Origin of the sequence: Streptomyces monomycini, assembly GCF_022271435.1 — a bacterium.
Classification (GTDB): Bacteria; Actinomycetota; Actinomycetes; order Streptomycetales; family Streptomycetaceae; genus Streptomyces; species Streptomyces monomycini.
This window is the reverse complement of sequence record NZ_JAFIQY010000035.1, coordinates 31,846-53,687: the sequence shown is the minus strand read 5'-3', so window position 1 is coordinate 53,687 and position 21,842 is coordinate 31,846. Positions and strand designations below refer to the sequence as shown.

Genomic DNA, 21,842 nt, shown 5'->3' with positions numbered 1-21,842 from the left:
CAGCTTCCACGGAGTTCGTGGGTGTGCGGTTGTGGGAACCATGCAAAGCAGTCGCGGTGGGACGGCGCGTTCGCGTCGGCTGCCGGGCGAGCGGCGACGAGGAAGATCCGCCGGGAACCCGATCCATGAGCCCGCCCGGAACCCCGACAGCCCAGGGCCCTTCCTGTAGAGACCCGATCACGAGATATCTTGATGTCGAGCAATGTTGCAGACGTGGAGCGGAGCACCCGGTGACTGACTCGACCATCATCTACACACACACTGACGAGGCCCCGGCCCTGGCGACGTATTCGTTCCTGCCGGTGATCGAGGCCTACGCCTCGACGGCCGGGGTCACGGTGGAGAGCCGTGACATCTCCCTGGCGGGCCGCATCATCGCCGGTTTCCCGGAGTGGCTCCAGGAGGAACAGCGCATCGACGACGCCCTCGCCGAGCTCGGGGAGCTGGCGAAGACGCCCGAGGCCAACATCATCAAGCTGCCGAACATCTCGGCCTCCATCCCGCAGCTCAAGGCGGCCGTCGCCGAGCTGCAGGAGCAGGGTTACGCGCTGCCGGACTACCCGGACGACCCCAAGACCGACGAGGAGCGCGACATCCGCGCCCGCTACGACAAGGTCAAGGGCAGCGCCGTCAACCCGGTGCTGCGCGAGGGCAACTCCGACCGCCGTGCCCCCGCCTCGGTGAAGAACTACGCCAAGGCCAACCCGCACCGGATGGGTGCCTGGTCGGCGGAGTCGAAGACCGAGGTCGCGCACATGAGCGGCGACGACTTCCGCTCCACCGAGAAGTCCGCGGTCATCGCCGAGGACAGCACGCTGCGCATCGAGCTGGCCGGCGACGACGGCTCGACCACCGTCCTGCGCGAGTCGGTACCGGTGCTCGCGGGCGAGGTCGTGGACGCCTCTGTCATGCGCGTCGCCGTGCTGCGCGAGTTCCTCAAGGAGCAGGTGGCCCGCGCCAAGGCCGAGGGCGTGCTGTTCTCGGTGCACCTCAAGGCCACGATGATGAAGGTCTCCGACCCGATCATCTTCGGTCACGTGGTGCGCGCCTTCTTCCCGAAGACCTTCGCCGCGTACGGTGACGTGCTCGCCAAGGCCGGCCTGACCCCGAACGATGGTCTGGGCGGCATCTGGAAGGGCCTGGAGTCGCTGCCCCAGGGCGAGGAGATCAAGGCGTCCTTCGACGCGGAGCTGGCCGAGGGCCCGGACCTGGCCATGGTCGACTCCCACCGGGGCATCACCAACCTGCACGTCCCCAGCGACGTCATCGTCGACGCCTCCATGCCGGCCATGATCCGCACCTCCGGCCACATGTGGAACAAGGACGACCAGGAGCAGGACGCCCTCGCCGTCATCCCGGACAGCAGCTACGCCGGCGTCTACCAGGCCGTCATCGAGGACTGCAAGGCCAACGGCGCGTACGACCCGTCGACGATGGGCTCGGTGCCGAACGTCGGTCTGATGGCGCAGAAGGCCGAGGAGTACGGCAGCCACGACAAGACCTTCGAGATCCCCACCACCGGTACGGTGCGGGTCCTCGACCAGGACGGCAACGCGGTCCTGGAGCAGACGGTCGCCGCCGGCGACATCTTCCGCATGTGCCAGACCAAGGACGTGCCGATCCGCGACTGGGTCAAGCTGGCCGTCACCCGTGCCCGCGCGACCGGCGACCCGGCCGTGTTCTGGCTGGACGAGGGACGCGCGCACGACGCGAACCTCATCGCCAAGGTGAAGCAGTACCTCCCGGAGCACGACACCGAGGGCCTGCAGATCGAGATCATGTCGCCGGTCGAGGCCACGAAGTTCTCGGTCGAGCGCATCCGCCGCGGCGAGAACACCATCTCCGTCACCGGCAACGTGCTGCGCGACTACCTCACCGACCTGTTCCCGATCCTGGAGCTGGGCACCAGCGCCAAGATGCTCTCGGTGGTGCCGCTCATCAACGGCGGTGGCCTCTTCGAGACCGGCGCCGGCGGCTCCGCGCCCAAGCACGTCCAGCAGCTGGTCAAGGAGAACTACCTGCGTTGGGACAGCCTGGGCGAGTTCCTCGCGCTCGCGGTGAGCTTCGAGCACCTCGCGCAGAAGACGGGCAACGCGCGCGCCCAGGTGCTCGCCGACACCCTCGACCGCGCGACCGGCTCGTTCCTCGCCGAGAACAAGTCGCCCAGCCGCAAGCTCGGCGGCATCGACAACCGCGGCAGCCACTTCTACCTGGCCCTGTACTGGGCCCAGGAGCTGGCCAAGCAGACCGAGGACGCGCAGCTCGCGGAGTCCTTCGCGGCCCTCGCGGCGACGCTGGCCGAGCAGGAGCAGACGATCGTCGACGAGCTGATCGCCGTCCAGGGCTCGCCGGCCGACATCGGCGGCTACTACCAGCCCTCGGTGGCCAAGGCCGCGGCCGTCATGCGCCCGTCGCAGACGTTCAACCAGGCGCTCGCCACCCTCGGCAGCTGATACGGCGCCGGGCACCGGCGTACGGGCGCTCCCGTCCGCCGGCCGCCCGGCACCTGTACGACGGGTCCGCCCCGGCCGACAGCAGCGCTGCTGTCGGCCGGGGCGGACCCGTTTCCGTACGGCCCACTCGGGCGGGCCGGAGTGCCCTCACGGCACCAAGTGCCTCAGGCCCTCCTCGCACTTCTTCGCCAAGTCGGCGGACCGGGGGAGCATCAGCTCCTCGTACGCACGCACCGCGTCGTCCACCTGCTCCGCGTCGACCAGCGCCTGCGCCAGGTCGGCGCCGTCGAGCAGCGCGTGGTTGACGCCCACGCCGAGCGGCGGCATCAGGTGCGCCGCGTCACCCAGCAGCGTGACGCCCGGCACGTGCTCCCAGACGTGCGGTACGGGCAGCGCGTACAGCGGCCGGTTGGCGAAGCCGCGGTCACCGTCGAGCATGGCGTACCGCAGCCCCTCGGCCCATCCGTCGAGCCGCTCCCCGAGGTACGCGCGCATCGCCGCCGTGTCGTCCACGTCCAGCCCGGCGGCCGTCAGCCAGTCCTGCGGGGCCCGGAAGGCCACGTAGACGCGGATGTGACCGTTGCTGTTCCGCTGGGCGAACAGGATCGTCGTGCCGGACTCCGCCACCAGCGTGCCCGGGCCGACCAGCTGCGCGAGACCGGGATGGCGTACGTCGCTGTCGTCGAAGCCGGTTTCGAGGAAGGCGACGCCCGTGTAGGCGGGACGGGCGTCCGAGACGGCCGGGCGGACCCGCGACCACGCGCCGTCGGCACCGACGACCAGGTCGAAGTCCTCGGAGCTGCCGTCCGCGAACTCCAGACGGCAGGTGCCGTCACCGGGCGGCGTGGCACCGCTGACGGCACTTGCCCAGCGGACCGTCCCCGGCGCGAGCGAGTCCAGCAGCAGCTTCCGCAGATGTCCCCGGTCGATCTCCGGCCGGTACTCGACGCCCGCGCCCTCGTCCCCCGGAGGCCACTCCTGTTCCATGGCCGCCGCGGTGACGTGGTCCACCTTCCGCCACTCCTGGCCCTCGGGGCGTGACAAGGCGTGGAACCGGTCGAGCAGCCCCGCCGCGCGCAGCGCCGCCTGGCCCGTGTCCGGGTGCAGGTCGAGGCTGCCGCCCTGGGAACGGGCGTCCGCGGACGCCTCGCGCTCGAAGACGGTGACGGAAAGGCCGTGACGTTGCAGGACACGGGCACAGGTCAGGCCGCCGGGGCCGGCGCCGACGATCGCGACGCGGGCCGCACGGGTGGAATTCATGGTCCCTCTCCAGGGGTGCGCGGAGCGCCGGACCGCACGTCCGGCGTCTCTCTCCAACTAAAAAAGCACACCCAATAAATAAGTGCAACGACTTAACCTTCTTACTCGATGCACCGCGCGGTAGGCTGCACTCGTGACCCAACCCGTTCCCCGCATCGAGCCCCCGCCGCCCGCCCAGGGCGCCGCTCCCGTCGGCCGCCGCGAACGCAAGAAGGCACAGACCCGCAAGGCGCTGGCCGACGCCGCCCTGCGGCTCTTCCTGGAGCGTGGCTACGAGCAGGTCGGCGTCAAGGAGATCGCCGAGGCCGCCGATGTGTCGGTGACGACCCTGTTCAAGCACTTCGCCGGCAAGGAAGCACTCGTCTTCGACCAGGAGGGCGACATCGAGGCCGCCCTCGTCGCGGCCGTACGCGACCGGGCCCCCGGCCAGTCGGTTCTACGGGCTCTGCGCGAGTACGTCCTGCGCTCCGAGAAGGACACCGCGCATCCGGAAATCGCCGCGTTCGTCCGCCTGGTGTCCGAGACCCCGGCGCTGCGCGACTACGCCCAGCGCATGTGGATGCGCCACGAATCGGCCCTGGCCCGCGCCATCGCCGAGGAGGTCGGCGCCCCCGAGGACGACGTCACCTGCGCCGCCCTGGCCCACTTCGCCCTCGCCTCCCGCACCCTCAACGGGCAGTACTCCGACCCCCGCCGGGCCATCGAAGAGATCTTCGACCTGCTGGAGCGGGGGTGGGAGGCGGTCCGGCCGGGCAACTGATCGGTCGGGTCCGTCCGGGAAGCTGACTGGTCGGGTGCGTCCGGGGGCTGACCGGCCCGGTCCGTCCGGGGAGCTGGCTGGTCAGCGGCGGGGCTTGCCCCGCTTGGCGCCCTTCGGAGCGCCGGAGCCGCCGCGCGGACTGCGGGAGCTTTTGCCGACGGGCTTGCGCGCGGCGGGCTTCTGGCGGGCGCCGCCCTTGGCCGGCTGCTTGGACTTCGACTTCGACGGGGCCGAGGCCGGGGCCGGAGCCTGGGTACGACCACGAGAGCTGTTGACGGTACGGCCGCGGACGATGCCGATGAAGTCCTCGACCTGGTCGGTGGTCCGCTCCTCCGGCCAGGCCAGCGCGACCTGGGACTGGGGGGCGTCCGTCAGCGTCCGGTACTTGAGGTCCTTGCGGTGGTGCAGCCGGGCCAGCGACTGCGGGACGACCAGCAGGCCGATGCCTGCCGCGACCAGCTCGATCGCGTCCGCCGTCGTCGCGGGCCGCTCGAACGCGGGCCGGCCCGGAGGACGCTCCCAGTCGAGGGTGTCGTCGAGGGGATGCAGCACGATCTCGTCGGCCAGATCCTCGGTGGAGACCTCGTCGGCCGCCGTGAAGAGGTGGTCCTTCGGGACCACGACCACCGTCGTCTCCGTATAGAGGGGGATCGCGCTGAAGAACGTCCGGTCGGCCGGCAGCCGTACGAAACCCGCGTCGGCGCCGCCGTCCCGCAGCACGTCGTACGCCGCGTCCGCGGACGCCGCGACGAGTTCCAGCGGGATGCCGGGCAGCCGCTCGTTCCAGATACGCACCCACTTCGCGGGCGTCACCCCCGGGACGTACGCGAGCCGGAACGAGAGGGTTTCTTCCGAGCCTGTCACTCTGCCAGGTTACCGGTCGTGGTCAGCGGTAGCGCACACGATCGATACCCTTGACATCATGACGTCGCACCAGAACACCCAGACGATGAAGCCCGCGACCGCGGCGAAGAAGCTGGGTGTGTACCTCGAAGCCACCCCCGCCGCATTCCAGGAGGGTGTCGTCTCGCGCGCCGAGCTGAACGCGCTGCAGACCGACCCGCCCGAGTGGCTCCGGGAACTGCGGCTCAACGGCCCGCACCCGCGTCCCGTCGTGGCGGCGAAGCTCGGCGTCTCCATCTCGGGCCTCGCCCGCGGCGGAGTCACCGAGGCGCTCACCACGGAGCAGATCGACGCGCTGAAGGCGGAGTCCCCCGAGTGGCTGCAGAAGGAACGCGCCACCCAGGCCGAGGTCCGCAAGGAAACCGTGCGGATCAAGGAGAAGCACAAGACGGAGCAGGCGAAGCGCGAGCAGCAGGATCAGTAGAACCAGCAGAGCCAGCAGGACCAGCAGAACCAGCAGGACCAGTAGAGCCAGCAAAGCCAGTTAAGACAGCAGAACCAGCAGGAACGCGGGAAGCCGGCAGAACGGGAAGCCGGTAGAAGAGGAGCGCGGGCGAGGGGCGGAGCTCGCGTTCCCCCCCACCTGCCCCCGACGGGCCTCGGGATTCCGCCCGCCCTCCCGGCCCCCGCCCCAACCGGCCGCCTCGGCCTCCCATCACCTCTCTCACCCCTCACACCCCTCCCGCGCCGAAGGCCCCTCCTCGCGCCGCCAGGGGCGTCGCACCCCAGCCGTGTTCCAGCAGAGTGAACAGGTCGCGCAGGGCCCGGGCCGGATCGTCGCTCGCCCGGGCGAGGCTGGGAGCCTCCACGGTGAAGCGGGCCAGATTGGTGATCGCGAGGTCGTCCGGGGCCAGCCCGGTGGCCTCGGCGAGAGTGGCGGCCAGCGCCTTCTCGTGACGTGACCACATGCGCCGGGCGTAGTCCCGCAGCGCGGGGGACAAGGTGGGGTCGTCCGTCCGCGCGGCGGTACGGGTGCGCATCAGGTGATCACGCGGGGCGTGCAGGACGTGCAGGACGTGCAGGACGGGCTGTCCGGGGGAGCGGTCGCGTACGGCGGCGACCAGCGCACTCTCGACGTCCGCGTCCAGATCGAAGACGAGGGCTTCCTTGCTGGGGGAGTGCTCGAAGAGCCGCCCCGGCGGCCTCGTCTGCGCGCGTGTCCTGTTCGACGGCGCGGATCTCGCCCAGCCGGTCATCGGCCACTCCACGAGCGACCGGGCCCTGTACGCGTACGAAAGCATCATGCTGCCCCGCGCGGATCTCCTCGAACGCCGCGGCCTGTACAGGGTTCATGAACCCCTGGCGCCTGTCCCTGGCCTCGTCCTCAAGCCACTGCGCCTCGTCGGCGGACAGGTGCACGGCCATCACCTGCCATCACCGACCCGCCCCGGGCGAAGGTGACGCGCCTGCCGTCGGCGCGCACGTACCGGGTGTAGGGCCCGTACTCCGCTCCGGGGGCCGGGCCAACGGCCCGCCCCCGAGCCGCCTGGCGTCCCACGCCACCTCTTCCCCTTCCTCCGCTTCCTGCTATCGGTCATCCGCGCCGAACCTGCGTGAGGAGACCGCGTGTTCGCGTCACCGTAGGCTGAGCTCCCGGACGACGATCTTCTCTAGTCAGGGGTGGAGCGGTGTTGATCGAGGTCGCAGGTGTACGGGCCCCCGAGGGGCGGGCCATGGAGCTGGCGCAGTCGGTGTGTACGGAGTACGCGGACGACGCGTTGTATCACCACTCGATGCGGTCGTACTTCTTCGGTGCGGCGTGGGCGCAGGACCGTGGTCTCGATTTCGACCGTGAGTTGCTGTTCGTCTCGGCGCTGTTGCACGACCTGGGGCTCACCCCGCCGTTCGACAGTCACACGGTCCCCTTCGAGGAGGCCGGCGGCCATCTGGCGTGGGTCTTCACGGCCGGCCTGGACTGGCCGCGCGAACGGCGCGCGCGGGCGGCCGAACTCATCGTGCTGCACATGCGGGACGACGTGGAGCCGGAGGAGGACCTGGAGAGCCGCCTGCTGCAGGTGGGGACGAGCGCGGACGTCTCCGGGGCGGGGCTGGACGCCTTCGACCCCTCCTTCGTCGAAGCGCTCGTCAAGGCATATCCGCGCCTGGGCTTCGCCGAGTCCTTCGTCCGCCTCTTCCGTGACCAGGCGGAACGGAAGCCGCGGTGCGCGGCGGCGCAATTGGTGGCCGGCACTTGGCCGGACCGCACCATGGCCAACCCGCTGGAGCGTGCCTGACGGCTCGTGCGGTCGAACGGCGCCGGCGACGCGTCCGGAGGCCACGCCCGGAAGCAGCCTGGTCCGGCAGCCGTCTCAGTCGTCGGCGGCCACGAGGAGGGTGAGGGTGCCCAGGCGGCGGTCGATGAGCACGAGTTCATGGAATTCGATGTGGAGGGGGCCGTAGTCGTGCCGCGCGTCCTTGGGGAGGGATCCGAGCGCGTACCGGCTCGTCGACTGGTGGATCGGTGTGTAGACCGTCTCGCGAAGCTTCAGGTCCAGGTCCAGGTCCGGGGGGAGCGGGGCGCCGCTGGTGGCCCACGTGTGCAGCGTGGCGGCCGCGCCCGACCGGTCGACGGCCGTGTAGGTGCCGGGAGTGATCCGGTCCGCCCACCACTGTCCGTGTCGGGGTTCGAGCCAGACGCCGGCTCCGTCGTAGGTGTCCCGGAACTCCGGGTGGGCTATCAGGGCAGCCAGCAATTCCTGGTCGGTCGGCGCGCCGGACGGCACATGGAAGCGCTTGATGTGAACCCACCGGGATCCGTGGCCCCGCCCGTCCGGGAAGTCGTAGTTCTTGAAGTTCACGAAAGGGCTGTCCCAGTGGGTGAGCGCATGGTGCATACCCATCAGGATCACGCAGTGACGCCGGCGGTCGAAATCGTGGATGAGGCGCACCACCGCTGCCGCGGGGCCGCTCGCGACGCTCACCCGGCCGGCTCAAGCACATCCAGGGGCCCCTCGGACGCTCAGGCTGTGACCGAGATTTTTAGGTGGCGGATCATGATCTGAACTGCGGAGGTCAGGAGCCCCCTGAGAGTTCTTGTTGGCGGATCTTGAGGAGGCTAGTTGGCGGATCATGGTCGTGGATGCTCACTGTGCGTGAGTTTCGGGGTGTTGATGATCTGCCCGGCACTTGAGTCGATGTCCCGGGCGACCTGCTCGGCGTACTCGGTAAGGACCCTCCGCAGCTTCGCGTAGTGGGACATGGCATCGGGGCGGGTGAGCTGGTACCAGGTTGTATTTCGTCGCCGGGCCCAATCGCGTTGGATTTCCCTCGGCTGTCTCGCCTCGATAGGGCGAGGTGCGAACAGGTGCTCACCCTGTGTTACTTGTGTCCAGACGAAGACCGAAGCGTCCTGGCGTTTCCGGGCATTGATCGTGGGCTGTCTTCCGCGGGTCGTGGGGAGGCGAGCTGTCAATTCTTCCCACGTGGTCTCGCTGATTTCCCAGTTCTGAAGCGCGCCGCGACGTTCCTGGTAGTCAATTAGTCCTTTGGTTGAGCTGAGCATCTCGGCTAAGCCGGTCAGACTCTTTCGGAATCCTCTCGGGAGTTTTTGTGTGTCTTGCCAGTCGTGAATCTTGTCCCAGTTCACTGCAGATTCTGCCGCTTGGTTGATCCCGAGAAATTTTGCCGCTTCCGCAGGGGAGTTGCCGGCAGCCAGCTGGACAAGGCAAATAGCCGCAACTTTTCGAACGTATTTATGGCTTGTCCCGCCCAGTTTGGAGAGGAACGCGTGACACCACTCATCCTTTAAGAAGGCGGGGACATTTTCTGGAGTATACCCTTGCCTCCCTGAGGCGTTCGAGGTGATGATTCCGGATACTCGGGTAAACGGCGAGGGCGGTTTTAGAGCTTCGCGAATACGGGGGGAACAGTTCTCTTCCTGTCGCATAAGTTCGCGTTGCCATGAAGCGCGGGATGATGTCCAGTCGGCCGCCTCGGTTAGTTCTCTTAGCTCATCTCTGATATCTGAGGAGTCAAGGATCCGGGCTGCTGCCTGCAGCAGCCCGGCGCATGCTGCGGCGTCCTCTGGCGGTGAGGCGAAGTGGTGTCGCGAGGAGGGGCGTCCTTTCTTGCGCGGAAGATCTGGTTGGCTCTGGGCATAGGCCGGGACCGAGCTGGCGAGTTCGGGGGAAACCAGGGGGCTCGCGTGCGGCCATGAAGCGGTGATCAGTAGGGCAACGAGCCGTATATCCGAGTAATTGCAGCTGTCCTGTTCAGCAGGGTGTGATGGTTCCAGGGATTCAAGTAGCCTCTGCTGTAGCTGCATGAGCTCCTCGCCTGGCGAGCTCCCGCAATGCATGCCTTCTTCTCCCAGGGGGGATCTGCAGGTTTCTATGATTCGTTTCCGGTGGCTGGAGGCGGCGCTGTCCGCGCGACAGCAAACCGGGGAAACCTTCGGAAGGGCAGCGCGGAAAATCAGCTTTCTTTCACCGCTCGAAGGGCCTGCGAGGCTATTGCACTGTGGGCATGTATGGCTTAGGAATACCTTGTGCTCGGGGCATGCGAACATGATGGGTAGATGCCACGCCTTCTTCCATGAGACGCCCAGGGGGTCACCGTGGAGTGTTCCATGGGCCAGACACTTGTGGCAGTAGCGGCTAAAACTCGTGAAGAGCCATGGGTCGGAGAAGGCTGAGCCACCGTTGGCTGGCCAGTTATTGGCAATAGGCGGATAACGTGTGAGCCAGGGTTCCAGCGTCAGATTGACGACTTCGTGCCTCGTGAGGCGGGTCAGGCGGGAGAAGAGGGTCAGGGCGGGTTCGGGAACAGTGAGCAGGGTGCTGACGCTCAGGTGATTTTTCCCGGAAGACGGGAGAGAACTCATTCTGGCGATGTCGAGCGGGGAGATGTCGAGGCGGTGAGCGAGTCGTAGCAGGTAGCCGGGCAGGGATTCGCCGGACAGTGGGTCGAGGCTTCTTGGAAGGGGACGCATGAGTTGCTCTATCAGCTCCCGGTGCCAGCGGCCGCCGGGCCGTGGTCATCGAAAACGGTATTCCGGGGCCGTTTCGCCTGCGGGGTCTTTCTGCCGGCGGTCGGCGGGTCGGCCGGGATCACGGGCTCGTCCGGCGGCTGCTCGGGCTCGTCGCGTCGGAGCACGATCTCGTCCAGCAGGCTCTCGTCGAGCAGTTCCTTCCCGGATTCCATGGCCTCTTGGGCGCCGTCCTCAAGCAGGCGCCCCAGCAGACCGACGACGCCGCCGGTGCGACGCATCAAGTACTCAGGCATGGTGCCGCCGGTGAGCATGCCCTCCTTCGCGTTCAGCAGCCGCAGATGCTGCTCGATTCCTTCCAGGTGGTCGACGAAGGCATGGATCTGCTTCGTGGTGGTGTAGCGGAAGCGGTCGAGCTCGATGAGCTCGAAGCGGTGCTCGGTCTGGGTGATCTCCAAACCGTGGATGCGGGTCGACTCCAGCGGTGGCATCTCCCACTGCCGGGTCTTCTTGTTCCATGTGGCCTCGCGCAGCAGCCCGATGCCGGAGATGTTGACGCCGGTCAGGATCAGGGTGACGTCCAGACTCATAAAGGCCCGCATCAGGTCGAGGACATCCTGGTCGTCGGCTCTGTGCATCCGCAGTCGGCTGATGTCGTCCAGGATCAGCGCTTTGACGCCATGGTCGTGGAGGGAGTCGGCGACTTGCCGGACCAGTTCCGGCAGCGTGGCCGTCTTGCGGGTCGGGGCGCGGAAGAAGCCCAGGATCGACGCGCAAAGGCTCTTCGGGGTCGCTGTCACGGGAGTCGAGACATAGACGACCGGCGCGTGGAGATCACGCGTTCCCGGCAGGGACCCGGGGTTGAGATAGCTGTGCAGTTCCAGCCACTGGTCTTCGAAGACGGCCCCAGCGGAGCAGACAGACGCGGTCTTGCCGTAGTTGCCCCAGCCGCTGACCATGACGCCGGCGCGCGTCGGAGCGTCCTGCTTCATCGTGTTGCCGCGCAACCGGCGCCGTATCAGCTTGCCGACCTTGTCGTGCATGGGCGTGTCCTGCAGCGGGAGATTCGCGTTCGTCAACTGCCGGTAGAGGTCGTAGTCGGCGCGGCGGCTCTCGGGGATCATCCCCCACTGCTGCAGCGAGATCACCGGGGCGGGGACAAGCAGGCCGCAGTGGGTGCGGTAGTGCTGCCAGCCGACGTAGGTGTCGCGGGGCGGATGGCCGCCCAGGATCAACTCGGCGATCTTGGCTCGTGGGGGCAGGCCCTCCAGCGGATCGTCGTGCGAGAGTGCTCGGGTCACGCCTCTTCCTCCCGGGCAGCCCTGTCGGCTTCTGAGCCGTCGCGGGGCGGGAGCAGGAACATGGGCCGCCGGCTCAGTGCCTCGTGCAGCGTCGGCCGGGCGACGGGTCTGGTTCCGGCGAGTGCTTCTTCGCGTCGCCGGCGACGGTCGGTGTCGACCGCGCGGTCGATCGTGCGAGCGTGCTCGGCCCAGGCCGCGGGCATCTCGGCCGGAGTCGGCTCGTCTGCGGGGGCCGGTATGGAGGGACGGTCGGCGGCCGCAGCCTGTGCGCGGGTGATCTCGCGGGCCTGGGCGACGCGCTGCTTCTTCCCGGCCTTCTTCTTGGCCTGGCTGGGCCATTGGTCGACGGGGGTGACCGAGCCGAGGATCCCGAGCAGATGTTCCAAGAGCTCGCTCTCGGAGTGGATCCTGATGTTGTTGGCTTTCACGTGTGCCAGAAGGGCGCCGGCGGTCTTGTCCGAGAAGGCGGGGATCTCGCCTTCGGGCGGCAGCCCTCGCCAGCGCAGGATGTGCCAGGTCTCATGGTCGGCGTCGTCCTGGAGGAACACCTGCCGGCGGTCCCTTCGGTCGCTGCGGACCACCCACTGGCGCGCGTGCTTGCCGCCTCGGGCGGAGGGCTGTTGGAAGCGCGGCTCGTCGAGGACAGGATGGTGATACCAAAGCCCGAGGATCTTCACTCCGCGTCGCGGATGGATCTTCACGTGGTGCTTGCGCAGGACCTTGTAATAGAAGCTCGGTTCGGGGAAGTCCAGGTCGAAGCCACCCTGTTCCATCGCCGCGGCGAACAGGGTGTTGGGACTGTGGTCCTCACCCGGCGCCCAACTCGGGGCGTATTCGCCTAGTTTGCGGTTCTGCCAGATCTGGACGATCCAGGTCGCGATGATGTGCTCGGCCTGGGCGAGCGTGAGGCTCGCATCGCGTTCCGGGTCAGCCCCGCGGTCCGAGACGTCGCCGCCGGTGAAGCCCAGCAGGTGCTCGAAGAGCATGGTCTGGACGGTGAGGAACTGGCGCTCGACAGCGAATTTGTCGGTCTGACGCAGGACGCGGGCGGGCAGGATCCGGCAGCCGATCTCCCGCTCGGCCTCCACCAAGTCGTGGTTCTTGTAGGGGCCGCCGTGGTCGGTGGTGACCGTCTCCGGGGCGAAGAACGGCAGAGCGGCGACCCGGTGCCCAGTGAACTCGGCGATCACGTCGGCCGGAACCCCGGCATAGGGCCACTCCATGTCCTCGCCCCAGCCGTCCCGCATCGGAAACGGCAGCATCACGTCCCGCAGCAGCATCGCGATGTCGACCGAGGTGTCGGATTGCAGCGTGAGCCGGAAGGCCGGCAGCCCGTGCGTGTAGAGGTCGAGCGCGAGGGTCAGCGTCGCCGTGACCGCGTCGCCGAACACGGTCTCCCGCAGTTTCACCGGCATCGGGGTCGAGTCCAGCACCAGCACCTGGCCCGGCCGGTGGACCACCATCCGGCCGGAGACTCCGGCCTCCGCAGCTGCCTCGGCCGTCCGTTCGTAACGCGGCCGGGCTCCGCCGGGCCCGAACCACTCCTTCCAGACGTGATCGAGCGTCGAACGGGAAGGGATCTTCTTGGTGGGAAAAGTAGGAAACCGCTCGCTCATGTACTGGTGCATCAACCGGTGCTTGGCGGACATGCTCAAGCGGGCGCGTTCACCACACTCGGCCTTGACGGCGAAGATCGCCTCGCGGATCTCCTCGGTGATGCTGCGGTGCCCGCTGCGTCGCCGTGTCCAGCGCCCGTCCGCGCAGGCCAGCAGGAGACTGTCGCCCGAAAGTGCCGACAGGCGCTCCAGGGTTCGGTAGCTGAGGTGCTGCAGGCCAAGCCGGACCGCCTCCGGACGGGGCATCGCCTTCGTCTCCGCAGCCTTCGCGTGACGGCGTTGCGTCAGCGTCGTGCGGTCCGGGTCGTAGGCCGGCCGGGGCTCACCCGGCATCGCCCGAGCCGGGTGGCCTTCTCGGAATCCCGTCTCGGCCTCCAGCACGTGCGCAGCCCTCAACCGGGCCCGCTCCAGCTGGTCCTCGGTCAGGTCGGCCCGTGTCCTCGGCTGTCGGGCGACCGGCGACGGGCGACCCGATTCTTCGACCGTCGGCAGGAGCCGCAGGTCGGGGTGGTTGAGGAGCCAGCGGAACGAGCGGGTCTCCGTGCGGCCGTCGTCATCCACGAGGACGAGCCGACCGAACTGACCATGGACGTCTTCGATCGTCCACTCGACGCCGTTGAGCGTGACCCGCCTGCCCGGCGCGATCTGCAAGAACCCCCTCGCTGCCATCACGCCGCCCAGATCAGCGAGTTGTCGCGCAAGGGACTGCCCAGGTCAACACCTAGCTCGCGTTGCCAGAGCAGCCGGACGATGTTCGCCCGGCCAACGGAAGGCACGCTGGTCGCGCCCGCCAGCTCGGAGAACGTCATCACCCGTCCTTGCTGCCCGCCGATGGCGGAGAGCAGCTGGTGCCGCATGCCGAGCAGGTCCCTCGCCGGCCGACGGCGCGAGGACAGATGATCAAGGACGCTCCAGACATGCTGGCGCCAGCCCACGACCACCGAGTACCGCCAGCTGCAGGCGGCCGCCACTTCCCTGGCCGCCGCGAACTTCAACGCGTCCTCTTCCTTGATCAGCTCCATCGGGCGGACGTCCAGCAACCACATCCCGCCGCCGATCACGGCCAGAAAGTCCGGGATGTGCCAGGCATGCCCGCCCACATGCTCGAAGTCCAGCCGGAACGGCTGCGACAGCACCTCCGATGCCCTCAAGAAGTCCAGCGCGACCAGCAGACGCATTTCCTCCAACGACTCGAAGCCGTGCTTCCTGCCCGTGGAGGCCATCACCTCAAGCCCGGGGCGATGCCGCTGCTTCGCCCGCCACGTGAACCCCCGCATCGGGCGGGACGACAGCACCGGTACGTGAGCCATGTCCCGGATCGGCCAGCAGACCTTGCCATTGCCCACATGCCATGTCGAACTCCACCGACGTACCCAGTCGTCCCCAAGTCTCAGCCGATCCCGCAGCCCGGCGTCCCCGGCGTACGCCGTGACAAGTTGGTCCAGATGACTTGAATCCGACGGGATCTTCGCCCGCGTTACCTTGCCCACCCACTCACGGCACCACTACTCGGTCGATGAAGGAGGCAGTTCTTCGGAACTGATCACAACGCAGCGTTACGAGACCAAGATCCGCCAACTAAAACTCTCATCCGCCAACTAAAAGTCGCAGTCACACAGGCGCACCGGCCCCTCCCCACCCGCCATTGCATAAACCTGCCGCTATCCGTATAGTCATGCCTCCAAGGAGGAGGATCCATGCCAGTACGAGCAGCAGTGGCCGGAGCGAGTGGCTATGCCGGGGGAGAGGTTCTGCGGCTGCTTCTGGGGCATCCGGAGGTCGAGATCGGCGCGGTGACCGCGCACGGCAACGCCGGGCAGCGCCTCGGAGCGGTGCAGCCGCACCTGGTGCCGTTGGCCGGGCGGGAGCTGGTGGCCACCACGGCCGAGGCGCTGGCCGGGCACGACGTCGTCTTTCTGGCGCTGCCGCACGGGCAGTCCGCCGCGGTGGCCGAGGCGCTGGGGCCCGAGGTGCTCGTCGTGGACTGCGGCGCGGACTTCCGGCTGGCGGACGCCGGTGACTGGGAGAAGTTCTACGGTTCGCCGCACGCCGGCACCTGGCCGTACGGTCTCCCCGAGCTGCCGGGCGCGCGGGAGGCGCTGCGCGGGGCGCGGCGCATCGCGGTGCCGGGCTGCTACCCGACGGCCGTCTCGCTGGCCCTCTTCCCCGCGTACGCGGCGGGGCTCGCCGAGCCGGAGGCCGTCGTGGTCGCCGCCTCGGGTGCCTCCGGCGCGGGCAAGGCGCCCAAGCCGCACCTGCTGGGCAGCGAGGTGATGGGCTCGATGAGTCCGTACGGCGTGGGCGGGGTGCACCGGCACACGCCGGAGATGGCGCAGAATCTGGGCGCCGCGGCGGGGGAGCCGGTCACCGTCTCCTTCACACCGACCCTCGCGCCCATGTCCCGCGGCATCCTCGCCACCTGCTCCGCCAAGGCCCGGCCCGGCGTGGACGGCGCCGACCTGCGGGCCGCGTACGAGAAGGCGCTGGGGGACGAACCGTTCGTCCAGCTGCTCCCGGAGGGGCAGTGGCCGTCCACCGCGGCCGTGTACGGGTCGAACACCGCGCTGGTGCAGGTCGCGCTCGACGCGGCGGCCGGCCGGATCGTCGTGGTCAGCGCCATCGACAACCTGACGAAGGGCACCGCCGGCGGCGCGGTGCAGAGCATGAACATCGCCCTGGGCCTCGACGAGGCCACCGGGCTCTCTACGATCGGAGTCGCACCGTGAGCGTCACGGCAGCCAAGGGTTTCTCGGCGGCGGGCATCGCCGCCGGGATCAAGGAGAACGGGAACCCGGACCTCGCCCTGGTGGTGAACAACGGTCCGCGACTGGCCGCCGCCGGCGTCTTCACCGCCAACCGCGTCAAGGCCGCCCCGGTTCTCTGGTCGGAGCAGGTCCTCAAGAGCGGCCGGGTCTCGGCCGTCGTGCTGAATTCCGGCGGGGCCAACGCCTGTACCGGTCCCGGTGGCTTCCAGGACACCCACGCCACCGCGGAGAAGGCCGCCGAGGTCCTCAAGGGGCACAGCGCGGGCGAGGTCGCCATCGCCTCGACCGGTCTGATCGGCGTACGGCTGCCGATGGACAAGCTGCTGCCGGGGATCGAGAAGGCCGCCGTCGACCTGAGCGTGCACGGCGGGGAGAAGGCGGCCATCGCGATCAAGACGACCGACAGTGTGCACAAGACCGCCGTGGCCGGCGGGGACGGCTGGACGGTCGGCGGGATGGCCAAGGGCGCGGGCATGCTCGCGCCGGGCCTGGCCACCATGCTCGTCGTGCTGACCACCGACGCGGACCTGGAGCCGCCGGTCCTGGACCGGGCGCTGCGCGACGCGACCCGCACCACCTTCGACCGGGTCGACTCCGACGGCTGCATGTCCACGAACGACACGGTGCTGCTGCTGGCCTCGGGGGCGTCCGGGGTGGTTCCGGAGTACGACGCGTTCGCCGACGCGGTCCGCACGGTCTGCGACGACCTCGCGCGGCAGCTCATCGGGGACGCGGAGGGCGCCAGCAAGGACATCCGCATCGAGGTCGTCGGCGCGGCGAGCGAGGACGACGCGGTCGAGGTGGGCCGGTCCATCGCCCGGAACAACCTGCTGAAGTGCGCCATTCATGGTGAGGACCCGAACTGGGGGCGGGTACTGTCCGCCATCGGCACCACCTCCGCCGTCTTCGACCCGGACCGGCTGAACGTCGCCATCAACGACGTCTGGGTCTGCAAGAACGGTTCGGTGGGCGAGGACCGGGACCTGGTCGACATGCGCTACCGGGAGGTACGGATCACCGCCGACCTCAGCGCGGGCACCGAGTCCGCGGTGATCTGGGCGAACGACCTCACCGCCGATTACGTCCACGAGAACAGCGCGTACTCCTCATGAGCACCCGCAAGCACACCGCGCTGCCCAAGGCCCGCACGCTCATCGAGGCGCTGCCCTGGCTGACCCGCCATCACGGCAAGACCGTCGTCATCAAGTTCGGCGGCAACGCCATGGTCGACGAGGAACTGAAGGCCGCCTTCGCGCAGGACGTCGTCTTCCTGCGGCACGCCGGGCTGCGGCCGGTCGTCGTACACGGCGGCGGCCCGCAGATCAGCGCCCAGCTGGACCGGCTGGGCCTGGAGTCGGAGTTCAAGGCGGGCCTGCGCGTCACCACGCCCGAGGCGATGGACGTCGTACGGATGGTGCTCGCCGGACAGGTGCAGCGCGAACTGGTCGGGCTGCTCAACCAGCACGGCCCGCTCGCCGTCGGCATGACCGGCGAGGACGCCCACCTGATGTCCGCCACCCGGCACTACGCCGAGGTGGACGGGGAACTGGTGGACATCGGGCGGGTCGGCGAGGTCACCGCGATCGACCCCGGCGCCGTACGGGCCCTGCTGGACGACGGCCGCATTCCGGTCATCTCCTCCGTCGCCCGCAGCGCCGACGAGGGCGACGGGACCGGCGTCTTCAACGTCAACGCCGACACCGCCGCGGCGGCCCTGGCCGCGGCCCTCGGCGCCGAGACGCTGATGGTCCTCACCGACGTGGAGGGCCTGTACGAGGACTGGCCGCACAGCGACGAGGTGATCTCCCGGCTCACCGCCACCGAGCTGGAGAAGCTGCTGCCCGACCTGGCCAGCGGCATGGTGCCGAAGATGCGGGGCTGCCTGCACGCCGTACGCAACGGGGTGCACACCGCCCGGGTCATCGACGGGCGGGTGCAGCACTCGATCCTGCTGGAGATCTTCACCGACGAAGGGATCGGCACGATGGTCGTGCCGGACGGGCCCGCGGACATCGGCGCGGCCGACTTGGGCGAGAGCGAGAAGGCGGGAGCGGCATGACCGGCACGGCCACGGGGACGACGACCCGCACCACGTCCGGAACGGCGGTGTCCAACACCGCCCTCACCGAGCGCTGGCAGGGCGCCATGATGGACAACTTCGGCACCCCGCGCGTCCCCCTCGTACGCGGCGAAGGCGTCCGCGTCCAGGACGCCGACGGCAACGACTACCTCGACTTCCTCGGCGGTATCGCCGTCAACGCCCTCGGCCACGCGCACCCCGCCGTCGTGCGCGCCGTCTCCGAGCAGATCGCCACGCTCGGGCACGTCTCCAACTTCTTCGTCGCCGAACCGACCGTCGCGCTGGCCGAACGGCTGCTGCGGATCGCCGGCCGCCCCGGCCGGGTCTACTTCTCCAACTCCGGCGCCGAGGCCAACGAGGCCGCCTTCAAGATCGGCCGGCTGACCGGGCGTCCGCACATGGTCTCCACGACCGGCGGGTTCCACGGCCGCACCATGGGTGCCCTCGCGCTCACCGGCCAGCCCGCCAAGCAGGCCCCCTTCCGGCCACTCCCCGGCGACGTCGACTTCGTCCCGTACGGGGACGCCGAAGCCCTGCGCGCCGCCGTCACCACCGACAGCGCCCTGGTGATCATCGAACCGGTGCAGGGCGAGAACGGCGTCGTCGTCCCGCCCCCCGGCTACCTCGCCGCCGCCCGTGAGATCACCGCCGCCACCGGCACCCTGCTCGTCCTGGACGAGATCCAGACCGGCATCGGCCGTACGGGCCACTGGCTGGCCTCGCAGGCCCAGGGCGTCGAGGCCGACGTGATCACGCTCGCCAAGGGCCTCGGCGGCGGCCTGCCCATCGGTGCCACGCTCGCCTTCGGCCCCGCTGCCGGCCTGCTCACCCCCGGCTCGCACGGCTCGACGTTCAGCGGCAACCCGGTCGTGTGCGCGGGCGCGCTCGCCGTCCTCGACACCATCGAGGCCGACGGACTCCTCGACCACGTCAAGCGGGTCGGCGAGCGGCTGCGTGGCGGGATCGAGGCGTCGGCGCACCCGCTCGTCGGCCAGGTCCGCGGCGCGGGACTCCTCCTGGGTATCGTTTTGTCCGAGCCCGTCGCACCGCAGGTGCAGCGAGCGGCTCAGGACGCGGGCCTCCTGGTGAACGCGGTCGCGCCGGACGTCGTCCGGCTCGCCCCGCCGCTGATCGTCTCGGACGACGAAGCGGATACGTTCCTCCGGAAGCTCCCCGCCGTCCTCGACGCGGCCCTCGCTGGGGCACACGGGGTACAACGATCCGGAGACTGACGACAACGATGACCGAGGCGCAGGACAACGAGACGCTGCACGGGGGGCCTGCCGTACCGCAGACCCGCACCGCACGCCACCGCCGGATCGTGGACATCCTCAACCGGCAGGCCGTCCGCTCCCAGAGCCAGCTCGCCAAGCTGCTCGCCGACGACGGCCTGTCCGTCACCCAGGCCACCCTCTCCCGTGACCTGGACGAACTGGGCGCGGTGAAGATCCGCAACACCGGTGGTGAGCTGATCTACGCGGTACCGAGCGAGGGCGGCGACCGCAAGCCGCGGGCGCCGCTGGGGGAGTCCGCCAAGGAGGAGCGGATGCGCCGCCTCTCCGGAGAACTCCTCATCTCCGCCGAGGCGTCCGCCAACCTCGTGGTCCTGCGCACCCCGCCCGGCGCCGCCCAGTTCCTCGCCTCCGCCATCGACCAGGCCGAACTGCACGACATCCTCGGCACCATCGCCGGCGACGACACCCTGATGCTCATCAGCCGCGACCCGGCCGGCGGCCAGGCCCTCGCCGACCACCTGCTGCACTTGGCGCAAAAGGCACGCTGAACCGCGGGTTCCTCACCAGCCCGCCCGCCCGGCCGCTGTACTGGGACCTCGCCCGGGCCGCTGCGGCCGGGCGGCACGGGAGCCCGCCTCGGGCGGCCGGGTGGCCGGGCGGTATGCGGCGCGGGAGGTCCGATGCTGGCAGTACGCGCACGAGCACTGTTCGACGGAGTGGGGCCAGGACTGGTCGAGCGGCCCACCGTACTGATCGAAAACGGCCGGATCGCCGCCGTCCACCCCGGCGGGCTACCGCTGGTCGGGACCGACATCCTCGACCTGGGCGCCGCCACCCTCCTCCCCGGCTTCATCGACACCCACACCCACTTGGCGTTCGACGCGAGCGACGACGTCATCGGCCGGCTCACCGCCGCCGACGACACCACCCTCCTGCAACGCATCCGGACCGCCGCGCGGGCCACCCTGTCCGCCGGGGTGACGACCGTACGAGACCTCGGCGACCGCGCCTACCTCACCCTCGGCCTCCGCACGGAGACCGCACAGGACCCGGCCGCCGGCCCGCACGTCGTCGCCTCCGGCCCGCCCCTGACCACCGCCCGCGGCCACTGCTGGTTCCTCGGCGGCCGGGCGGAGGGCGTGGACGGCGTCCGCGCGGCCGTACGCGAACGGGCCGAACGCGGCGCCGACCTCGTCAAGGTCATGGTCACCGGCGGCGACCTCACCCCCGGCTCGGACCCGTACAGCGTCCAGTACAGCCGCGACGAACTCCGCGCCGTCGTCGAGGAGGCCCACCACCACGGCCTCCGCACGACCGCCCACGCCCACGCCACCGCCGGCATCCGCGAAGCGGTCGCCACCGGCTTCGACACCGTCGAACACTGCTTCTTCCTCACCGAAACCGGCGTCGACTTCGACCGCCAGGTGATCGAGGGCATGGTCCGCCGAGGCACCACCGCCTCCCTCACCCTCGGCGCCCTCCCGGGCGGACCCCCGCCCCCGGCCCACATCGCCCGCCGCATCCCGTCCCTCGTCACCGGCCTCGCCACCCTCCGCGAAGCCGGCGTGACCATGGCCCTCGGCAGCGACTCCGGCATCTTCCCGGTCAAGGCCCACGGCAGCTACCCGCACGGCATCACCGCCATGACCAACTTCGGCTTCACCCCGGTGGAGGCCCTCCGGGCGGCAACATCGACGGCGGCACTGGTGTGCGGCCTGGCCGGCCGCAAGGGGCGGATCGCGGCGGGGTACGACGCGGATCTGGTGGCGGTGGGAGGGGACCCGCTGGCGGATGTGGGGGCGGTGCTTGATGTGGTGGCGGTGGTCCGGGGAGGGGCGAGGGTGGGGTGACGGGCCTGTAGGTGTACGTCCCTACAACCGCTCCCTCATGTGCTCGTGCGGCGTCACCACGGTCAGCCGCTGAGGCTGCCGCGACGTCCACTGGCCCGACTCGTGCTCCGGCCGCAACACCCACACGGACCTGCCACGCACATCCGTGACGATGCCGCGGCGCCCGGCGTCCTCATCATGGACCAGGTCGCCCACCCACGGGCCCCGCTCGCCGGTCATCCTCGTTCCTTCCCGTGCAACTCCACCCACACCCGCTTGCCCCACGGCAACAGTTCGGCGCCCCAGTCCGCCGCCAGAACGGCGACGAGCATCAGACCGCGTCCGTCCACGTCCCCTTCGCCCGACTCCCGGGGTTCCGGCAGCTTCATCGACTTGTCCACGACACTGAGACGCACTCGGGCCGCTCCCGGCCGGGTGACCGAGACCCGGATGCAACGACTCCGCGCATGGTGGACGGCATTGGACACCAGCTCGGACACGATCAGGGCGCCGTCATCGGCCAGTTCCTCCAGGCCCCAGGCGGAGAGAGCTATGCGCACCAGGCGTCTGGCGGTGGCGGCGCTTTCGGGGGTGCGGGGGAGGGTTTCGGCAACGTGCGTCATGCCGATGCGCCCTTTCAGGTCGGTCACGTCCCGCGGCCGTCTGCGCAGCCGGTGGGACCTTACGGGCCGATCATCGGGATGAGCGTGCAC

Annotated in this window: 20 protein-coding genes; 10 read left to right on the top strand and 10 right to left on the bottom strand. The window is 69.5% G+C overall.

Features of this window, described 5'->3' with window-relative positions; translation table 11 throughout:
* The first annotated feature begins 230 nt into the window (after positions 1-230).
* Positions 231-2,453 carry an NADP-dependent isocitrate dehydrogenase gene (locus JXZ78_RS30160; RefSeq protein WP_030017319.1) on the top strand — a complete coding sequence of 741 codons (2,223 nt, stop codon included), beginning with the start codon at positions 231-233 and terminating at the stop codon, positions 2,451-2,453.
* Between the two features lie 147 nt (positions 2,454-2,600).
* Here JXZ78_RS30160 and JXZ78_RS30155 read toward each other — a convergent pair whose 3' ends face one another.
* Positions 2,601-3,713, bottom strand: coding sequence for an FAD-dependent oxidoreductase (locus JXZ78_RS30155; protein ID WP_030017318.1), 1,113 nt, complete (start codon positions 3,711-3,713; stop codon positions 2,601-2,603).
* A 133-nt stretch (positions 3,714-3,846) separates the two neighbouring features.
* On the opposite strand from JXZ78_RS30155, the gene JXZ78_RS30150 reads away from it, so the two are divergent.
* Positions 3,847-4,473, top strand: a complete 627-nt coding sequence (locus tag JXZ78_RS30150; protein WP_078623912.1) for a TetR/AcrR family transcriptional regulator — start codon at positions 3,847-3,849, stop codon at positions 4,471-4,473.
* A gap of 81 nt (positions 4,474-4,554) precedes the next feature.
* Here JXZ78_RS30150 and JXZ78_RS30145 read toward each other — a convergent pair whose 3' ends face one another.
* Positions 4,555-5,337 (bottom strand): LysR family transcriptional regulator substrate-binding protein, encoded by a 783-nt coding sequence (locus JXZ78_RS30145; protein WP_030017316.1) that lies wholly within the window; start codon positions 5,335-5,337, stop codon positions 4,555-4,557.
* A gap of 58 nt (positions 5,338-5,395) precedes the next feature.
* Here JXZ78_RS30145 and JXZ78_RS30140 point away from each other — a divergent pair, with 58 nt between their 5' ends.
* Positions 5,396-5,800 (top strand): DUF5997 family protein, encoded by a 405-nt coding sequence (locus JXZ78_RS30140; protein ID WP_030017315.1) that lies wholly within the window; start codon positions 5,396-5,398, stop codon positions 5,798-5,800.
* A 247-nt stretch (positions 5,801-6,047) separates the two neighbouring features.
* Here the strand turns inward: JXZ78_RS30140 and JXZ78_RS30135 are convergent, their stop codons facing one another.
* Positions 6,048-6,572 (bottom strand): TetR family transcriptional regulator, encoded by a 525-nt coding sequence (locus tag JXZ78_RS30135; protein ID WP_238783468.1) that lies wholly within the window; start codon positions 6,570-6,572, stop codon positions 6,048-6,050.
* Between the two features lie 435 nt (positions 6,573-7,007).
* Here JXZ78_RS30135 and JXZ78_RS30130 point away from each other — a divergent pair, with 435 nt between their 5' ends.
* On the top strand, positions 7,008-7,610 hold the full coding sequence (locus JXZ78_RS30130; RefSeq protein WP_238783467.1) for an HD domain-containing protein: 603 nt from the start codon (positions 7,008-7,010) through the stop codon (positions 7,608-7,610).
* 75 nt (positions 7,611-7,685) lie between these two features.
* Here JXZ78_RS30130 and JXZ78_RS30125 read toward each other — a convergent pair whose 3' ends face one another.
* The 5 genes from JXZ78_RS30125 to JXZ78_RS30105 all read right to left on the bottom strand — a co-directional run bounded on the left by JXZ78_RS30125 (position 7,686) and on the right by JXZ78_RS30105 (position 14,710).
* Positions 7,686-8,297, bottom strand: a complete 612-nt coding sequence (locus JXZ78_RS30125) for a hypothetical protein (protein WP_238783466.1) — start codon at positions 8,295-8,297, stop codon at positions 7,686-7,688.
* A gap of 146 nt (positions 8,298-8,443) precedes the next feature.
* Entirely contained in the window at positions 8,444-10,306 is a 1,863-nt protein-coding gene (locus tag JXZ78_RS41320) for a TniQ family protein (RefSeq protein ID WP_078623911.1), read from the bottom strand.
* Positions 10,307-10,317: 11 nt separating this feature from the next.
* The gene (locus tag JXZ78_RS30115; protein ID WP_030017311.1) at positions 10,318-11,604 is read right to left on the bottom strand and encodes a TniB family NTP-binding protein; all 1,287 of its coding nucleotides are present in this window, start codon (positions 11,602-11,604) and stop codon (positions 10,318-10,320) included.
* Positions 11,601-13,889 carry a transposase gene (locus tag JXZ78_RS30110; protein WP_033036981.1) on the bottom strand — a complete coding sequence of 763 codons (2,289 nt, stop codon included), beginning with the start codon at positions 13,887-13,889 and terminating at the stop codon, positions 11,601-11,603. The genes JXZ78_RS30115 and JXZ78_RS30110 overlap by 4 nt, the downstream gene beginning before the upstream one ends.
* A complete protein-coding gene (locus JXZ78_RS30105) occupies positions 13,889-14,710 on the bottom strand; it encodes a hypothetical protein (RefSeq protein WP_030017309.1) in 822 nt (273 codons plus the stop codon). Before JXZ78_RS30105 ends, JXZ78_RS30110 begins: the two co-directional genes overlap by 1 nt.
* Before the next feature lie 207 nt (positions 14,711-14,917).
* Between JXZ78_RS30105 and argC the strand changes: the two genes are divergently transcribed.
* The 6 genes from argC (at position 14,918) to JXZ78_RS30075 (ending at position 21,150) form a co-directional block, all read left to right on the top strand.
* Positions 14,918-15,946, top strand: coding sequence for an N-acetyl-gamma-glutamyl-phosphate reductase (gene argC, locus JXZ78_RS30100; protein ID WP_030017308.1), 1,029 nt, complete (start codon positions 14,918-14,920; stop codon positions 15,944-15,946).
* The gene (argJ, locus tag JXZ78_RS30095) at positions 15,943-17,097 is read left to right on the top strand and encodes a bifunctional glutamate N-acetyltransferase/amino-acid acetyltransferase ArgJ (RefSeq protein ID WP_030017307.1); all 1,155 of its coding nucleotides are present in this window, start codon (positions 15,943-15,945) and stop codon (positions 17,095-17,097) included. Before argC ends, argJ begins: the two co-directional genes overlap by 4 nt.
* Positions 17,094-18,044, top strand: coding sequence for an acetylglutamate kinase (argB, locus tag JXZ78_RS30090; protein ID WP_030017306.1), 951 nt, complete (start codon positions 17,094-17,096; stop codon positions 18,042-18,044). The genes argJ and argB overlap by 4 nt, the downstream gene beginning before the upstream one ends.
* Positions 18,041-19,297 (top strand): acetylornithine transaminase, encoded by a 1,257-nt coding sequence (locus JXZ78_RS30085; RefSeq protein WP_030017305.1) that lies wholly within the window; start codon positions 18,041-18,043, stop codon positions 19,295-19,297. The genes argB and JXZ78_RS30085 overlap by 4 nt, the downstream gene beginning before the upstream one ends.
* Before the next feature lie 8 nt (positions 19,298-19,305).
* Positions 19,306-19,848, top strand: a complete 543-nt coding sequence (locus tag JXZ78_RS30080; protein WP_030017304.1) for an arginine repressor — start codon at positions 19,306-19,308, stop codon at positions 19,846-19,848.
* 132 nt (positions 19,849-19,980) lie between these two features.
* A complete protein-coding gene (locus JXZ78_RS30075; RefSeq protein WP_030017303.1) occupies positions 19,981-21,150 on the top strand; it encodes an amidohydrolase family protein in 1,170 nt (389 codons plus the stop codon).
* A gap of 21 nt (positions 21,151-21,171) precedes the next feature.
* Here JXZ78_RS30075 and JXZ78_RS30070 read toward each other — a convergent pair whose 3' ends face one another.
* Together JXZ78_RS30070 and JXZ78_RS30065 are read right to left on the bottom strand one after the other, a co-directional pair.
* On the bottom strand, positions 21,172-21,369 hold the full coding sequence (locus JXZ78_RS30070) for a hypothetical protein (RefSeq protein WP_030017302.1): 198 nt from the start codon (positions 21,367-21,369) through the stop codon (positions 21,172-21,174).
* Positions 21,366-21,752 carry an ATP-binding protein gene (locus JXZ78_RS30065; RefSeq protein ID WP_050501980.1) on the bottom strand — a complete coding sequence of 129 codons (387 nt, stop codon included), beginning with the start codon at positions 21,750-21,752 and terminating at the stop codon, positions 21,366-21,368. The genes JXZ78_RS30070 and JXZ78_RS30065 overlap by 4 nt, the downstream gene beginning before the upstream one ends.
* Between the last annotated feature and the right edge of the window lie 90 nt (positions 21,753-21,842).

Bases quoted from the DNA above. Each gene is read 5' to 3' on its own strand.
- JXZ78_RS30155 (WP_030017318.1), bottom strand. From the start codon at position 3,713: ATGAATTCCACCCGTGCGGCCCGCGTCGCGATCGTCGGCGCCGGCCCC.
- JXZ78_RS30140 (WP_030017315.1), top strand. From the start codon at position 5,396: ATGACGTCGCACCAGAACACCCAGACGATGAAGCCCGCGACCGCGGCG.
- JXZ78_RS30135 (WP_238783468.1), bottom strand. From the start codon at position 6,572: ATGACCGGCTGGGCGAGATCCGCGCCGTCGAACAGGACACGCGCGCAG.
- JXZ78_RS41320 (WP_078623911.1), bottom strand. From the start codon at position 10,306: ATGCGTCCCCTTCCAAGAAGCCTCGACCCACTGTCCGGCGAATCCCTG.
- JXZ78_RS30110 (WP_033036981.1), bottom strand. From the start codon at position 13,889: ATGGCAGCGAGGGGGTTCTTGCAGATCGCGCCGGGCAGGCGGGTCACG.
- argC (WP_030017308.1), top strand. From the start codon at position 14,918: ATGCCAGTACGAGCAGCAGTGGCCGGAGCGAGTGGCTATGCCGGGGGA.
- argB (WP_030017306.1), top strand. From the start codon at position 17,094: ATGAGCACCCGCAAGCACACCGCGCTGCCCAAGGCCCGCACGCTCATC.
- JXZ78_RS30085 (WP_030017305.1), top strand. From the start codon at position 18,041: ATGACCGGCACGGCCACGGGGACGACGACCCGCACCACGTCCGGAACG.
- JXZ78_RS30080 (WP_030017304.1), top strand. From the start codon at position 19,306: ATGACCGAGGCGCAGGACAACGAGACGCTGCACGGGGGGCCTGCCGTA.
- JXZ78_RS30075 (WP_030017303.1), top strand. From the start codon at position 19,981: ATGCTGGCAGTACGCGCACGAGCACTGTTCGACGGAGTGGGGCCAGGA.
- JXZ78_RS30070 (WP_030017302.1), bottom strand. From the start codon at position 21,369: ATGACCGGCGAGCGGGGCCCGTGGGTGGGCGACCTGGTCCATGATGAG.
- JXZ78_RS30065 (WP_050501980.1), bottom strand. From the start codon at position 21,752: ATGACGCACGTTGCCGAAACCCTCCCCCGCACCCCCGAAAGCGCCGCC.